Annotated in this window: 15 protein-coding genes; 8 read left to right on the top strand and 7 right to left on the bottom strand. The window is 61.6% G+C overall.

Annotated features, from left to right (window positions below):
• Positions 1-4 precede the first annotated feature (4 nt).
• The 4 genes from CNE_RS30805 to pdxR are packed head-to-tail and all read left to right on the top strand — an operon-like array spanning position 5 to position 5,104.
• A complete protein-coding gene (locus CNE_RS30805; protein WP_013958620.1) occupies positions 5-868 on the top strand; it encodes a carbon-nitrogen hydrolase family protein in 864 nt (287 codons plus the stop codon).
• Positions 869-870: 2 nt separating this feature from the next.
• Entirely contained in the window at positions 871-2,367 is a 1,497-nt protein-coding gene (locus tag CNE_RS30800) for a biotin carboxylase (RefSeq protein WP_013958619.1), read from the top strand.
• Positions 2,368-2,371: 4 nt separating this feature from the next.
• Positions 2,372-3,484: a C45 family autoproteolytic acyltransferase/hydolase gene (locus CNE_RS30795; protein ID WP_013958618.1), complete on the top strand. Its 1,113-nt coding sequence runs from the start codon at positions 2,372-2,374 to the stop codon at positions 3,482-3,484.
• 12 nt (positions 3,485-3,496) lie between these two features.
• Positions 3,497-5,104 (top strand): MocR-like pyridoxine biosynthesis transcription factor PdxR, encoded by a 1,608-nt coding sequence (gene pdxR, locus CNE_RS30790; RefSeq protein WP_013958617.1) that lies wholly within the window; start codon positions 3,497-3,499, stop codon positions 5,102-5,104.
• 99 nt (positions 5,105-5,203) lie between these two features.
• Here pdxR and CNE_RS30785 read toward each other — a convergent pair whose 3' ends face one another.
• The 7 genes from CNE_RS30785 to CNE_RS30755 form a co-directional block, all read right to left on the bottom strand.
• Entirely contained in the window at positions 5,204-5,680 is a 477-nt protein-coding gene (locus CNE_RS30785) for a RidA family protein (RefSeq protein WP_041229141.1), read from the bottom strand.
• Positions 5,681-5,760: 80 nt separating this feature from the next.
• Positions 5,761-6,429, bottom strand: a complete 669-nt coding sequence (locus CNE_RS30780) for a helix-turn-helix transcriptional regulator (protein ID WP_013958615.1) — start codon at positions 6,427-6,429, stop codon at positions 5,761-5,763.
• 83 nt (positions 6,430-6,512) lie between these two features.
• Entirely contained in the window at positions 6,513-7,280 is a 768-nt protein-coding gene (locus CNE_RS30775; protein WP_041228966.1) for an ABC transporter ATP-binding protein, read from the bottom strand.
• A gap of 62 nt (positions 7,281-7,342) precedes the next feature.
• Positions 7,343-8,056, bottom strand: coding sequence for an ABC transporter permease (locus CNE_RS30770; RefSeq protein ID WP_013958613.1), 714 nt, complete (start codon positions 8,054-8,056; stop codon positions 7,343-7,345).
• Positions 8,056-8,742 carry an ABC transporter permease gene (locus tag CNE_RS30765; RefSeq protein WP_013958612.1) on the bottom strand — a complete coding sequence of 229 codons (687 nt, stop codon included), beginning with the start codon at positions 8,740-8,742 and terminating at the stop codon, positions 8,056-8,058. The genes CNE_RS30770 and CNE_RS30765 overlap by 1 nt, the downstream gene beginning before the upstream one ends.
• A gap of 31 nt (positions 8,743-8,773) precedes the next feature.
• A complete protein-coding gene (locus CNE_RS30760) occupies positions 8,774-10,021 on the bottom strand; it encodes an NAD(P)/FAD-dependent oxidoreductase (RefSeq protein WP_013958611.1) in 1,248 nt (415 codons plus the stop codon).
• A gap of 53 nt (positions 10,022-10,074) precedes the next feature.
• Positions 10,075-10,863, bottom strand: a complete 789-nt coding sequence (locus CNE_RS30755; RefSeq protein ID WP_013958610.1) for an ABC transporter substrate-binding protein — start codon at positions 10,861-10,863, stop codon at positions 10,075-10,077.
• 257 nt (positions 10,864-11,120) lie between these two features.
• Between CNE_RS30755 and CNE_RS30750 the strand changes: the two genes are divergently transcribed.
• The 4 genes from CNE_RS30750 (at position 11,121) to astB (ending at position 15,643) form a co-directional block, all read left to right on the top strand.
• Complete coding sequence (locus CNE_RS30750) at positions 11,121-12,062, top strand: GlxA family transcriptional regulator (RefSeq protein ID WP_049800692.1); 942 nt, start codon at positions 11,121-11,123, stop codon at positions 12,060-12,062.
• A gap of 129 nt (positions 12,063-12,191) precedes the next feature.
• Positions 12,192-13,208, top strand: coding sequence for an arginine N-succinyltransferase (locus tag CNE_RS30745; RefSeq protein ID WP_013958608.1), 1,017 nt, complete (start codon positions 12,192-12,194; stop codon positions 13,206-13,208).
• 19 nt (positions 13,209-13,227) lie between these two features.
• The gene (gene astA, locus CNE_RS30740; protein ID WP_013958607.1) at positions 13,228-14,283 is read left to right on the top strand and encodes an arginine N-succinyltransferase; all 1,056 of its coding nucleotides are present in this window, start codon (positions 13,228-13,230) and stop codon (positions 14,281-14,283) included.
• Positions 14,267-15,643 (top strand): N-succinylarginine dihydrolase, encoded by a 1,377-nt coding sequence (astB, locus tag CNE_RS30735; protein WP_013958606.1) that lies wholly within the window; start codon positions 14,267-14,269, stop codon positions 15,641-15,643. The genes astA and astB overlap by 17 nt, the downstream gene beginning before the upstream one ends.
• Positions 15,644-15,671: the final 28 nt, after the last annotated feature.

Here is a 15,671-nt window from a genome sequence, read left to right as displayed (position 1 = left end):
GCAAGTGACCCTCTCCAACTTCGGCATCGCTGGCGTCCAGATGTACGTCTCCGCCTCACAAGACAACGTAGAACGCATGGGTGGCTACATGAAGCACATCAGCAAGCGTTTCCCCTGGGTGCGCATGGTGCTATTCCCGGAGTTGTGCCCGCTCGGTCCCAGCCGCGAGAAGGCTGAGGCGCTGCCAGGGCCGACCGAAGAGCGCCTGCGCGAACTGGCCCGCGAGACCGGCCTGTGGCTGATCCCCGGGTCGATGTTCGAATCTGTGGCGACACCCGACGGCACCGTGGTCTACAACACCACGCCGGTCATCGATCCGCACGGCAATGTGGTGACTCGCTGCCGCAAGCTGTTCCCGTTCCGTCCCTATGAAGCCGGCGTCGACGGCGGCACTGAGTTCTGCGTGTTCGACGTGCTGGATGTTGGGCGATTCGGGGTCTCGATCTGCTACGACATGTGGTTCCCCGAGACCACGCGGTCCCTGGTCGCCCTCGGTGCGGAGGTGATCCTTCATCCGACCATGACAGACACGATCGACCGCGACGTCGAACTGGCGATCGCCCGAGCCTCGGCAGTGACCAACCAGGTCTATTTCTTCGACATCAACGGTATCGGCGACGGCGGCGTCGGCCGCTCCATCGTCTGCGATCCGTCTGGATATGTGCTGCACGAGTCCCAGGCGGGTGATGAGATCATCGCCATCGAAATCGACCTGCAGCGCGTGCGCCGGGAACGGGAACGCGGTCTGCGCAGCTTGGGCCAGCCGCTGAAGAGCTTCCGCGACCGAGCGTGTGAGTTTCCCGTGTACGCGCGCAATGGGGCGAACGGCTATCTCCACACCCTTGGCCCGCTGACCAAGCCCGTCTGAGCATGCCTTGCCGTTGTCAGAAGAAACGTGGAACCAATCCTATGAGCCAGAAGATCCGCACCATCGCCGACATGCTGTTGATGTTCCACCGCAACGAGCGTCCCATCTATTTCATCAGCGCCACCAATTTCAACCTGCTCGGTGTAGATCGATGGGTCAACCGTTTCCGCTACATCAGCTACATCGACTGCTTCGACGGCAGGCACCCCAACGTCTTCGTTCCCAGCGAGACGCCCCATGAGGAGTTCGAGTCCATTGAGGACATTAACAACTACCTGCTGCAGCACAAGGAAGTGATCGACCTCATCGAGCGCCGCGGCGGCCGACCGGTGGCCACCTTCCTGATGTTCGACGAGAAGACCGAAGCGCTGGCTAAGGAAATTGGCATGGACGTATGGTTCCCGCCCGCAGCCCTGCGCCAGCGCTGCGACAACAAGATGGAGACCGTGCGCATCGGCAACAAGGCTGGCGTCCAATCGGTACCGAACACGCTCCAGAAGGTCACCAGCTACGAGGGACTCCTATGCGCCGCCGGTGCGGCGGGTCTCGGAACAGATCTCGTGGTGCAGTCAGCGTTCGGAGACTCCGGCCACACGACCTTCTTCATTGCCAGCGAAGCTGACTTTGAGAAACACAAGGACGACATCGTCGGCGAGGCCGAGGTCAAGGTCATGAAGCGCATCAACTGTCGCGGCGCTACTCTGGAAGCCTGTGCCACACAGTCCGGTACGCTGGTTGGTCCCCTCCTCACCGAGGTCGTGGGCGCGCAGGAGTTGACACCCTACAAGGGGGGCTGGTGTGGCAACGAGATCTTCCCTGGCGCGTTCTCGGAGGAGGTGCGTGCCAAGGCGCGCGATATGGCTGAGCGCTTTGGCAACCAGTTGCTCGAGGAGGGCTACCGCGGCTACTTCGACCTTGATTTCCTGGTTGATCAGGACACGGGAGAAGTCTATCTGGGTGAATTGAATCCGCGTATTTGCGGCGCCAGCCCGATGACCAACCACGCTGCCTTCGCCTACGCCGATGCCCCTCTGTTCCTGTTCCACCTGCTCGAGTTCTCGGGTATGCCCTTCGACCTCAACGTCAAGGAAATAAATGACCGCTGGGCGCAGCCGCAATTCATCGACTCGTGGTCGCAACTCGTCATTAAGTCTACGCAAATTCAGGTGGACGAACTCGTTAGCGCGCCGCCGACAGGAATCTACCGGATGGCCGACGACGGCACCATTGGTTACCAGCGCTTCGATTATGAGCGGCGCGCTATCGACTCCGAGCGCGAGGCGTTCTTTCTGCGCATCTCAGGCCCGGGCGACTACCGCTACCAGGGGGCCGATCTCGGCATCCTCATTACCCGCGGCCGGGCGATGAAGGACAACTTCCGTCTCAATGTACGCTCGCGCGACTGGATCCGGGGGATCCAGCAGCTCTACGCCGGCAAGCCGTTCGTTCCCGCGGCCAACGAACCCGCCCCCGCCCCGGGCACGTTCAAGATCCTCTAATGTCATGACCCTCCATGCCGTTCACATTCCGGTGCGCTTCGAAGCGTGGGTGGAGGACCAGCCAGGTCCCCAATGGAGAGCGCGCTTCGACCGGTACTGGCCCGCCTACCGCACCTGGTTCCTGCGCACCGGTACGGTTGGCCGCCCGAGCTATCTCGATTGTCGCCGCGCACTGCGCAAGCACATGCCAGAGCTCGTTTCAGTATGGGAATCGCTCGTGGACCTGGCCGGCGGCGGTGACATCGAAGCGCGCTTTCTGTCCTTATGGTGCCCGCCGCCGTACATCGGCGGCTGCACGCAAGCCATATGGACGGACCCTGCAGGCCACGAGGAGCCGGCGCTGGTGCGCAACTACGACTATGCGCCCGCCCTGCTTGAAGGCGACTGGGTGGCGACCCGCTGGCGTGGCCCGCGCGTCGTCGCCATGAGCGACTGCTTGTGGGGGGCGCTTGACGGCCTCAACGAAAGTGGGCTCGCCTGCTCGCTGTCCTTCGGCGGGCGCACCGTATCCGGCGAGGGATTCGGGGTCCCTCTGGTACTGCGCTATGTGCTGGAGGTCGCCACCACGACCCGCGAGGCCATCCGTCTCCTCGAGCGCGTGCCCGTGAGTACCACCTACAGCATCACGCTGCTTGATCGCCAGGGCGACTGGGCCACGGTATTCGTGGCACCGGACAGGGCTACAGAAGTCCACCGGCTGGCCGTCGTTGCGAACCACCAGAAGTGCGTCGAATGGCCCGAGCACGCCAAGGCGACCCGATCCGTGGAGCGCCAGCAGTGGCTCGAGGGCCGCATGACACAGCCGGGAAGTGCCCGCGACATGGCGATGGCGCTGACGCGTCCCCCGATGCTTCAGGACTCGTACCAACGCGGCTACGGAACACTCTATACCGCCACCTACTGGCCTCGCAGCGGCGCGGTCGAGATGCAATGGCCAGGGAGAGAACCGTGGATGCAGTCGGTGGCCACGTTCGCCGAGAGCGAGCGCACTGTCCTCTTCTCGTTTGCGCCCGGTGAGCCGCGCCAGCAGTGGCCGGCCGATTTCAAGACTAACCAAACGAGGGCTAGGGATACCGCGACTGGTGACCGTGATATCCCAACACCTTTCCTCTCATGAGACCACAGCCGCATGCCCGTCAAAGCTAGTCTGCTCTCCGAACTCCTGTTGCAAAAACGCGCCTGGACCCCTGGGGCGGGCACTGGCGACTGCATGCATCGGGAGCTCTATGAATTCATCAAGCGGGAGATTCTTGAAGGAAGCCTGTCGGGCGGCAGCCGGCTTCCACCGTCCCGTCTATTGGGGCAGGAACTAGGCGTCTCTCGAAATACGGTCCTCAACGCCTACGATCAGTTACTGGCCGAAGGCTACGTCACCGCCACCGTGGGACGCGGGACTTTCGTGGCGCATGTCCCGCTTCGAACCGCCCACCCTGCACCTGATCCCGCGGGCCGTATTCATGGGCAACTCACAACTCAATCCCCGAGCCTGTCTGCGCGAGGCACCCAGTTGCTGGCACACCGGGGGGCCTCGAACCGGCAATGGGGCGCCTTTGTCGCGGGTGTTCCCGATGTTTCGCTCTTCCCTCGCCAGATCTGGTTGCGACTACTGAACCGGCACTGGCGTCGCCCCGGCGCGGAGACGCTCAGCTACAACACGGTCGGCGGCCATCCAGCGCTGCGGCGTGCGCTTGCTGAGCACCTCCATCTTTCACGTTCCGTGCAATGCGATCCAGAGCAGATCGTGATTACCTCGGGTATTCACCAGGCCATCGATGTCGTCGCTCGTCTGCTGGGCGACCCGGGAGACCGCGCTTGGGTGGAAGACCCCGGGTACTGGGGAACGCGCAGTGTGCTCACCAGCAATGGCATTGAGGTTGTGCCGGTCGCCGTCGATGCCGACGGCATGGCACCCAGCGACGCGCACCTCAACGGTCAGGCGCCGCGCTTTGTCTTTACCACCCCCTCCCATCAGTATCCTCTGGGAATGGCGATGAGCGTGTCGCGCCGGTTGATGCTGATTGACTATGCACAGCGTGCGGGTTGCTGGATCATTGAGGACGATTACGACAGCGAGTTTCGCTTCGAGGGCCGTCCGCTGGCATCGCTACAAGGACTGGACAACAATGAGCGGGTCATCTACATGGGCACGTTCTCGAAAACTCTGTTTCCGGGCATGCGAACGGGCTACATGGTGCTGCCGAGATCTATCGCGAAGTGTGCCATGCATGCATTGGCGGAGCTGTACCGCGAAGGACAGCTCGTCCAGCAAGCGGCATTGGCTGATTTCATGACGGAGGGCCACTATGCGGCGCACATCCGCCGCGTGCGGCATGTTTACGCCAAGCGCCATGGACTGCTGCGCCAGTCCATCGCTGCGCATCTTGGGCCCGACTGGCCGGTCGCCGCACAGGATGCCGGTCTCCATCTGGTCTTGCTGCTCCCTGACGACATGGACGACGTAGAGATCAGCCATCAGGTTCAAGCCCGGGACGTTGCCGCGAGACCGCTGTCGCATTACTATCAGAGCCAGAATGCGCACAACTTCCGCAAGGGGTTGCTCCTGGGCTATGCCTGCGTTCCCGACAATGCCATCGACCAGGGGGTGCAAGTCATCGCTCGCGCCATCCGCGAAGCACAGGTGCCGCGCTGCACTACTGCCGGGCACACCCAGTATCACTATCCCTTCCGGAGCGAAAGGTCGCCACAGGAGTCTTGGCCGTCGCCGTCGCCCCTGTGATTCTTCGCCTCGCTTAGCTCAGTGCAAGCGGCCGTTTGTTCGGACTCAGCAATGGTCGCGAACATCGAATCGTTGCTCGCCAGCTAGCCCGCGATAAAGTCAAGACTGAACTTTCGGATCGTGGAGCTCCACCACCATCTCGATTTCCACGCAAGCACCTAGCGGCAATTGTGCCACGCCAAACGCGCTCCGCGCGTGACGACCGACCTCTCCGAACACCTCGCGCAGCAGCTCCGAAGCGCCATTGGTCACCACGTGCTGCTCCGTATAGTCCGTCGAGGAGTTCACCAAGCTCATGACCTTGACGATCCTCTTCACGCGGCACAGATCTCCGAGGAATTCATGCAAAGTAGCTACCAAGTCCACGGCAGCTGCCCGCGCCGCCGCTTTGCCTTCCTCTGTGCCGATGCCGGCCCCGAGCTTTCCTTGCCACGATGCGCCGCTCCTGCGCGCGATATGGCCAGAAACAAACACCAGGTTGCCGCTTTGGACCGCCATCTCGAACGCGGCGCCCGGCACCAGTATCGGATCGAGCTCTATGCCCATTGCTGCGAGTTTTTCGTAGGGTGTGAGCATTTCGATTGTCTGAGTGGTCATAGGGTAGTGTTCCTTTCAATCTGGCCAGGCGAAGGCCTTCTCGTCGGCACGCCTGGCATTTATTTGTAAACTTCGAGTTCGGGGATCAGTTCACCCCGCAACGCCTTGAGATGCTTGTAGACGGTTGCCCGTCCCATTCCGAGCAGGTTCGCCACATAGTTCGCTGCGCTCTTTCCCTTGAAGGCCCCCTCGATGTAGAGCGCTTCGACAAGTTCGCGCTTGTGGTCTCGGCTCAACGAATTGATCGCAAGCTGGCGCTCTTGCAGCCATCGGTGCAGAAACACGTTGATACGCTCCTGCCAGTCATCCTTGAACAGGTCGAGAGGATGCGAAGGCGCTACTCCGACACCACGTACGAAGAGTTCCAGTACATTACCGATTTCCTCGAATACCGCGATATTAAAGTTCACGCACATGACCCCGGCCATCGCCCCCTTGTCGTCCTCCAGCGTGACGCTCACCGAGCGCATCCGACGTCCATCCCAATTGACCTTCTCGTAGGGGCCATAGAGCCTCTTGGCCGGGTCGATATCGAGTTCATCGATCGCCGAATCGTCCCCCACTTCCCGCCGCGAAAGATTGTTGGCGATGTAGACCACCTTCTTGCTGGCAGTATCGTGGATGACGACCTCAGCATAGGGGAAAAAGAGCAAGGCCAAGCCATCCGAGATCGGCGCATATCGCTTGACTAACACATCTGCATTCCCGGTCTTCCGCTTCCGATTCATTGTTGTTCCTTTTTGCCAACACTGACTTCGCCAACAAGATACCGCAATCGCGGTCGACGAATTGCCATGGCAGCCTGAAACGCCTATTTGAGGTTGCTCGACAGAAACTGCCTGAGTCGGTCCGACTGGGGATTGGCAAACAGCTTCTCTCCTGACCCGGACTCTTCGACCTTGCCACGGTGCAGGAACATGACTTGCGATGAGACCGAGCGCGCAAAACCCATTTCGTGGGTAACCACCACCATCGTGCGACCCTCGGCGGCCAGTTGCTGCATTACCTTCAGCACTTCGCCGACCAGTTCCGGGTCGAGCGCCGACGTCGGCTCATCGAAGAGCAGGACGTCCGGCCGCATGGCCAGCGCCCGGGCAATGGCAACGCGCTGTTGCTGGCCGCCGGACAGGTGGGCGGGATACGCCTGGCGTGTACGGGCGTTCAGGCCAACCTTGTCCAGACAATGCGCCGCCCACTCCTCCGCTTCTTTTCGCGCTACACCCAACACATGGCGCGGAGCTTCCATCACGTTCTGCAGCACTGTCATGTGCGACCACAGGTTGAAGTGCTGAAAGACCATGGCGAGCCGGGTACGAATCCGCCGCAGTTGCCTAGCATCGCTGACGTACATCTTGCCGTCCTTGCCGCGATGCATGCGAATCGATTCGCCGCTTACAACGATGTCGCCGGCATCGGGCTGCTCGAGAAAGTTCAGGCAGCGCAGAAACGTGCTCTTGCCCGAGCCGCTGGATCCGATGATCGAGATCACATCGCCTGACGCGGCAGCCAGTGACACGCCGGATAGTACCTCGTGGTCGCCATATCGCTTGTGGATGCCAGTAGCGGCAAGCGCCGGCATTACAGCGGTGGACCGAACCGGAACAGGTTCCGGCGTAGCCATCTTCAGTGCTTGTGTCGACATCATGTCTTCTCCGTCGGCCGCAGAAATGCGAGCCATTTGTACTCTGCCTTTTTGAACAGGTGGACCACCGCCAGTGAGATCACCAAGTACAGTGCCGCGGCTAGGCCAAACGCTTCGAACGAGCGATAGGTGGCGGCATTGACATCGCGTGCCACCTTGAGTAGGTCGGGTACCGTGGCAACAAAGGCAACGCTGGTAGCATGCAGCATCAGAATCACTTCGTTGCCATAGTTTGGTAACGCCCTGCGCAGCGCCGAAGGCAGGATCACCCGCAGATAGAGTTTCCAGCGCGACATGCCGTATGCACGCGCTGCCTCGACCTCGCCGTAGGCAGTGCTCGCGATGGCGCCGGCAAAGATCTCCGTCGTGTACGCGCAGGTATTCAACGCAAATGCGAGGATTGTGCAGTTGAATCCATTGCGGAAGAATTGGTTCAATACGTCGATATCTCGCACCGTGGCCAGCCCGTATACGCCCGAATAGATCAGCAACAACTGCACGTAAAGCGGAGTGCCGCGGAAGAGATAGGTATAAAGGCGTACCGGCGTTGCCAGCCAGCGGTTTGACGATGCTCTCGCCACGGCCAGCGGCACTGCTGCCATGAAGCCAATGGCCAGCGACAGCACCAACAGCCACAGGGTCATTGCCAGGCCGGTCATCTTGCCGCCGTCGGTATAGAGATATACCTTCCAGTATTCGAATAACATGTCCATCAGAGTCTTGCCTCCCTGACACCGAGTGAGTAGCGCTTGCCCAGCCAGATCAACACCAAATTAGAAGCCGAGGTCAAGGCCAAGTAGATCACTGCCGCGACCAGGATGAAGTGGAACATGCTGAAGGTGCTCTTGCCTGCGTCTTGCGCGACCTTCACCAAGTCCGTCAGGCCAATCAGTGACACCAGTGCGGTCGCCTTCACTAGGACCTGCCAATTGTTGGCAATGCCCGGCAACGCAAAGCGCATCATCTGAGGAAATAGAATCCGCCGAAACACCTGGAATCCCGTCATGCCTACCGAAACCCCCGCCTCGAGTTGGCCGGCTGGCACGGAGAGGAACGCACCGCGGAACGTCTCGGTAAAGTACGCGCCATAGATGAAGCCAATGGTCAGTACGCCGGCTACAAACGGATCGATGTCGATTTGGCCGATCCCGGCGTAGTCGGTCAAATGATTTAGCCACATCTGGATGCTATAGAACAGCAACAACATCAGCACCAGATCCGGCACACCGCGTATCAGCGTGGTGTAGAGCGCGGCGACCCGATTCAGGCCCTTGCGTCTAGCCACCTTGGCGCTTGCACCTAGCAGGCCGATGAGAACCGCCAGTAGTAGGGACAGGAAAGCAAGCTTGACGGTCTGCCAGGTCCCTTCGGCAATGACCGCACCATATCCATGAAGCATTTGTAGTCTCCCTAGTTATGCCATCGGGCGCTCACCCGAAGCGGGCCGGACGGTACGGCGTGGGATCCGTGAACGGCTTCTCGCCGGTCATCATCTCCGCCAGCAGCCGGCCAGTAACCGGGCCGAGCGTCAGCCCGTGATGGTTATGGCCGAACGCGAACCACAGCCCGAGGTGGCGCGACGCCGGGCCAATCACCGGGCGCATGTCCGGCGTACAGGGTCGATTTCCCATCCAAGGTTCATCGTCCAGCCGCCTGCCCAGTCCAAAGATGGGCTTCGCCTGGCGCTCTGCCCGGTCAAGCTGGATCGTGGTCGGCGGACGGGATGGGCTCGTCACTTCGACGCCCGTTGTAAGCCGCAGTCCCCGCTGCATGGGCGCCACCACGTAGCCGACTTCAGCATCGGCGATTGGATATCGTTGCGGATGGCGGGTCTCGGCCTGGTAATGCATGTGATACCCGCGCTTGGGGCGCAATGGGATCCGGTAGCCAAGCGGCGCGATCAGCTCCGTGGACCAGGGTCCCTGCGCCACCACCACCTCAGCGGCTAGCATGTCGCCACCGGCCTGCAAACGGACTTGCCAACCTTCCGCGCGCTTGCTAAGCGCCTGTACGGTGTCGCGTTCGATACGGCCGCCCAGCGATTCGAACAGGCGAGCATAGCCCTGCGTCAGCCGGCCTGGGTCGGTCACACTGCGCGGGTCGATCCAATGAATTCCGCCGATGAAGCCCGGGCCAAGGCCCGGCTCGGTCGCCTCCAGTCCGCGCTGGTCCAATGCCGCCATCGCCAGCCCGTGCGCATCCCCAAGTGCCCTGCACACTTGAAGGCGACGCTCGAGCGCAGCCTCGGTCCGGTACGCCTCAATCCAGCCGTCAGGTTTCACCAGTCCCCCGAGGCCTCCCAGCTCGATCAGTTTGTCGTGCTCCGTGACACTATTGGCAACAAGGGGCAGCATATCGGCGCTTGCGCGGGCCAGCCTCGCCGGCGCAGATTCGCGCCAGTATCTGAACAGCCAGGGCGCAAACGACGGCAAGGATCTCGTGTCGTAGCGCATGGCTGTCTGCCGGTTGGTCGCGTAACGCACGATGGTGAGCAGGTCACGCGGGAAAGCATAGGGTACGACCGAGGCTCGCTCGATCAGCCCCGCGTTCCCATGGCTCGTTTCTTCGCCGGGCAGACGGCGGTCGATTACGACCACGCGCCGCCCGCGCTGTGCGAGGTGAATGCCGACACTCACACCTACAATCCCGGCTCCGATTACAACGACATCTGCGTCCACGCTGTCCCCTCCAATCCGCTTCTTTTGCCACCGACAAACGACAAGGCTTACCGTCAATCTTTGACAATGATGTCTCGCTTGAAGTACTTCTGCGAAAGCGTCGACAGCGTACCGTCCTGCTTCAGTGCAACGATTGCGCCCTGCAGCTTCTCGCGCAACGCGCTGTCGCCCTTACGGATGCCAAGGCCGGTACCGATCCCAAGCGTCGAGGGATCAACCAGCGGCTCGCCGGCGAACTCGAAGTCGCGCCCTTCGGGCTTGCTCAGTAACCCGTCCAGTGCCGTCTGCGATTCTTGAACCGCGCCGTCGATGCGCCCGGCAATTAGGTCCGCAAAGACCTGCGCCTGGTCCTGGTAGGAAACGATTTCAGTACCTGTCTTCGACCAATGTTTCTGCAAGTAGGCCTCCTGCGTCGTTCCACGCATCACGCCCACCGTCTTGCCCTTCATCCCGGCTGGCGTGGGCTGCAGTTTTGTCGACTTGCGCGCTACCAACTGAATCGGCACCACGTAGATCGGCGCAGTGAAGTCAATGACCTGCTTACGCTTCTCGGTAATGTTCATCGCCGAGTTGACCACGTCGAACTTGCGCGCCTGCAGCGCGGGAATCAGCCCGTCGAAGTCGTTCTCCACCCAGACGCATTTCGCATTGAGCTTCTTGCAAATGGCGTTACCAACATCGATGTCGAAGCCCTGCAATTCGCCGGAAGGGGCTTTGCTTTCGAATGGCGGATACGTCGGGTTCAGGCCCATGCGCAACACCTGAGCCGATTGTGCGCCCGCTGTGCCGGCGAATCCCAAAGCAGCCAGAAGGCTCGCCAGCAGTTTCGTATTCCAGTTCATCGCGTCTCCTTTGATTGTTTCGCTGGCGGCTTCCGCCAAACCAGCATGACGATTCGTGGAAACGAAATATAGACAATTAATCTATTCTGGACAATCGGGTATACGATAGAGCAACTCGCCAATCGGGCGCAAATGCAGCACAGACGCGGCGCGCGAGCATTGGTCTGGTACCTGCACGTGGAATTGGCTCTTATCAGCGCCACGCCCAATGACTACCATGGACGCGGAACGACCTGTATTCGCGAAGAGGAACGGCATTGAGCACCGGCATGGACGCACCGCACGGGGGATCGCCCTGGCACCGAATTGTCGGTGCCGCGTCGATTCATGTGTTCCTGCCCGGGGATCCGGCATACCTGCCGGCGGACGTGGCCCTGCTGCGACAGATTCTGGAATTGGCAGGTACCGAGCATGAGGCGCTGCGTGTCTCAACTCTGACGCCTCAGGCCGCGACGCTAGCCCCGCCGGATGTACTGATCCTATGGCAACAAGAGCCGGACTGGCTTGCGGCGCCGCAACTCGAGTCACTGGTCGAGCGCGCCACGTATGTCATCGCCGTTGGCGCGGCGGTGTTATGGATGATCCACACTGGGCGCGCCAAGGGCATCCGCGTCGCGCCGCACTGGATGCAGGCAGCCCAACTCGTGGCCGAATCCGACAGTATTCTCTCGCCAGCCATCATTGAGCACGCAGGTCGATGGACCACCTGCTGCGGTGGTGCGGCGGTCATCGACCTAGCTTTGATTTTCCTGCGCGACGTACTGGGAACGCGTGCCGCTGCCGACCTCCAAGCTCGCCTCTGCGTCGGGCAAGTGCGTGCGCCCGCCGACCTGCAACGCCCCGCCGATCCAGTGTCTGCGGGGCACCCGCCGGCCTTGGTCGAAGCTATCGCGCTGATGGAGGCAAACCTCGAGGAGCCGCTGCAGGCTGACGAGATCGCACGATTAGCCGGCGTTTCTCGGCGGCAGTTGGAACGGATTTTTCGGCAGTGTCTCGGCACTGCACCGTCGCGACATTACATGGAACTTCGCCTAGCCCATGCACAGCGGTTGATTCGCGATTCCCGCCACTCGCTGCTGCAAATCGCACTGATGTGCGGCTTCTCCTCCGGCCCGCATTTTTCCACGGCGTACCGTACGGTGTATGGCACGACGCCACGTGAGGAGCGGCAGCGCATCTTGGCTGGCGGCGCGCCCTGAAGGCTAAGGCACGACGTCAACTGCTTTACGCAACGACGCAACGACGCAAAATCTCGTCGCAATCCTGAACGGCAACCGCGCAATTTATCCGTAGAGTGACATCCGGATAGTTGATGGAGCTTCCCCGCCATGTGGATTGCACGCCCCGCCGCCGATGACGATGTGCCAAGCCTGATGGCGCTTGCGGAAATGGCTCCCCCGCATGTCCATACACTCCCCCGTACGCACGACGCCATTGAAGAAGCCATCGCGCACACGCGTGAGGCCCTGGCCCGACTGGTTGATGCCCCTGCAGACGAGCACTACCAACTCGTACTGGAAGACGACACCGGTGCCATCGTCGGGACGGCGGCCATTGCCGCCACGGCAGGATCCGCAGGCGCCTACTTCTCTTATCGCAACGATGTCGTACACCACGTCTCTCGCGACCTGCGAATCGCCAACAATGTCCATGTACTGACACTGAATTCAGACCTGACGGCGCATTCCCAACTGTCCGGTCTGCAGGTTTCGTCCGGGCATGCCGCTGCCGCAACGCTCTTGTCGCGGGCGCGGCTGATGCTGGCGGCGGCCGACCGCCGACGCTTCGCCGACAGCTTCTTCGCCTGCCTGCCGGGGCAGACCTTCTCCGACCATACATCGCCCTTCTGGGACGCAATCGGTCGCAAGTTCTTCAACATGGATTACCTGTCTGCCGAGCGCGCGGTGCGTGGCGCCCGCAATGGGACTCTGATTGTGGAGCTGATGCCGCACTACCCAGTCTACGTACCACTTCTGCCCGAAGCCGCTTGTGAAGTCATAGGCCAGCTCCATCCGGCAGCGAGCACCGCCTTCGACATCCTCGCGGGGGAAGGCTTCGAGGTGGATCGCTACGTCGACATCTTCGATGGAGGCCCCGTGCTCGAAGCTCACGCGTCGCGCCTGCGCACCCTGTCGACGACCCGCACGCTGACCGTCGCGGAAGCCGTCGATAGCCGTCCGGGCGAAACCTGTCTGATTGCAACGGCCACCGCGACCCAGGCCTTCCGCTGTGCGATGGCACCGGCTACGGTTGAACTCGATCGGGGCCGAATCCTTCTTTCCGCCGCGACGCAGGACGCGCTCCACGTCGGCACCGGCGATGCCGTCATCGTTGCATCGGCCTGATGCGTCAGGGGAAACAAACATGCTAGTACTGCGTGCGATCCGTTTTGCTGACCTGCCCGCCCTCCTCTCCCTCGCCGGCCGTGTCGGGCCAGGAATGACGACACTGAAGGCCGACCCTGACGCGCTCGCGAGGCGCATCGTAACGGCCGAGGCCTCCTTTGCCGGCACGATTGCCCCCACCGAGCGCGACTATGTGTTCGTACTCGAGAACACCCGCAACGGCGACATCGCCGGCGTCAGTGCGATCAAGGCCGCGGTCGGCCTCGACGAAGCGTTCTACAGTTTCCGCCTTGGCCAGCTCGTCCATTCGAGCCGGGAGATCGGCGTGTACTCGAACAAGAAGACACTTTTCCTGTCGAACGACCTCACTGGCTGCGCCGAACTGCGCACGCTCTTTCTCGACCCTTCGCACCGGCAGGGACACAACGGCAAGCTGCTGTCCAAAGGTCGCTTGATGTTTGCCGCCAGCTTTGTCGATCTGCTACCGGACGTCCTCTGTGCGGAACTCCGTGGCTACCTGCGCCCGGATGGCACCTCGCCATTCTGGGAAAGCCTAGGCCAGCATTTCTTCAAGATGGATTTCTCTGTCGCCGACGACCATAGCGGCGGCGGGGCGAAGTCGTTTATTGCCGAACTGATGCCACGCTTTCCTATCTATGCGGACTTCCTGACCGAGGAAGCACAAGCGGTCATCGGGCGTGTCCATGCATCCACGGAGCCCGCCCGCCGCATGCTCGAGCAAGAAGGGATGGCCTATGAAGGGCTGGTCGACATCTTCGATGCCGGCCCGGTTGTACAGGGCCACATCCGGCACCTACGAATTACCAAGGAAAGCACATTAGCAATTGCGTACCCGGTGCCGGATGGGACGCGCGCGCTGCACGCCGGGGCTCCGCAGCTAGTCTGCAATACGCGTCTGGCGGACTTCCGCGCTATCGTCACCGATGCTGCACCTGCATTTGGGAGGCTATCGCTTACGCACGAGGAATGCGCCGCCCTAGCCGTCGATGCAGGCAATCCGGTGCGCGTCGCCACGCTCAAACCAGGAAACATCGCTCATGGCCAGCCTACTTGACACTTCCACTTCATCGACCTGTGAGGCCCGAGAATTCAACTTCGACGGACTGGTCGGCCCTAGTCATCACCATGCCGGGCTAGCGAGCGGCAATGTCGCCTCCATGCGCCATCGTGGCACGGTATCGAACCCACGCCTGGCAGCGCTGCAGGGGCTGGAAAAAATGCTCGCACTTCATCGTCGCGGCGTTCCCCAAGCTATCCTGCCCCCACTGTCGCGCCCAAACCTGCGCCTGCTGCGCCAACTGGGCTTTCGCGGGAATGATGCCGCGGTACTCGCCGAAGCCGCACACGCGGACCAGAGACTGCTTTCCGCGGCGTATTCCGCTTCCTCAATGTGGGTGGCGAACGCGGCAACGGTCAGCCCTGCAGCTGATTCGGCCGACGGCAAAATGCATTTCACCCCGGCCAACCTGAGCGCCAAACTGCATCGATCCATCGAACACCCCGATACTACCCGACTGCTTCGCGCAATCTTCGCTGATCCGGCGCGTTTCGTCGTGCACGATGCGGTCCCGGGAGCCACGTCGCTCGGCGATGAAGGCGCGGCCAACCACACGCGGCTAACGGCGGGTCACGGCCTGCCCGGCGTGCAGTTGTTCGTCTACGGGGGAGAAACCTTTGGCGCAGAACCCAGTGCTCGTCAGCGCTTTGACTCTCGCCAATATGATGAGGCCAGTCGCGCCGTTGCGCGCCTGCATTGCCTCGATTCGTCTCGTGTGCTCTTCGGCAAGCAGTCCGCCGCGGCGATCGACGCCGGCGTGTTCCACAACGATGTGATTGCCGTTGGCAACCTCGACACCCTTTTCTACCATGAGGCCGCCTTCGAGGACGAGTCTGGCCTAATTGGCGCGCTCAGACGGAGTTGCGAGGCCGTCGGCTTCACTCTGCGAGCCATCCGGGTCGATTCCCGGGAAGTTTCGCTCGACGACGCCGTCTCCACGTACCTGTTCAACAGCCAACTGCTGCGCGATGCGCAGGGTCGCACACTGATTGTCGTGCCGCAGGAGTGCCTTGAGCTGCCTGCGAGCCGGCACTACCTCGAGGCGATCTCTACCCCCGGCGGCGCGGTCGACGAGGTGCTGTCGTTCGACTTGCGTGAAAGCATGCGCAATGGCGGTGGTCCGGCTTGTCTGCGGCTTCGAGTCGTGCTCGATGACGGCCAGGCGGCAGCCATCCGTGCCAACGTCTTCTTCAGCGAGGAACTTCACGCGCGCCTCACAGACTGGGTCTGCCGTCACTACCGCGACCGCTTGCTGCCGCAGGACCTCGCGGATCCAGCTCTGCTTGACGAGATTCGGCGCGCGCTACAGGAACTGGAGACGATCCTCGCGCTTCCGGGCTTTTACGCCGAATCCTGACATCCGACGCATCGATCTACGGGCGCCG

Source organism: Cupriavidus necator N-1, from assembly GCF_000219215.1.
Classification (GTDB): domain Bacteria; phylum Pseudomonadota; class Gammaproteobacteria; order Burkholderiales; family Burkholderiaceae; genus Cupriavidus; species Cupriavidus necator.
The sequence above is the reverse complement of the archived record's forward strand: the minus strand, read 5'-3'. Positions and strand labels throughout refer to the sequence as shown.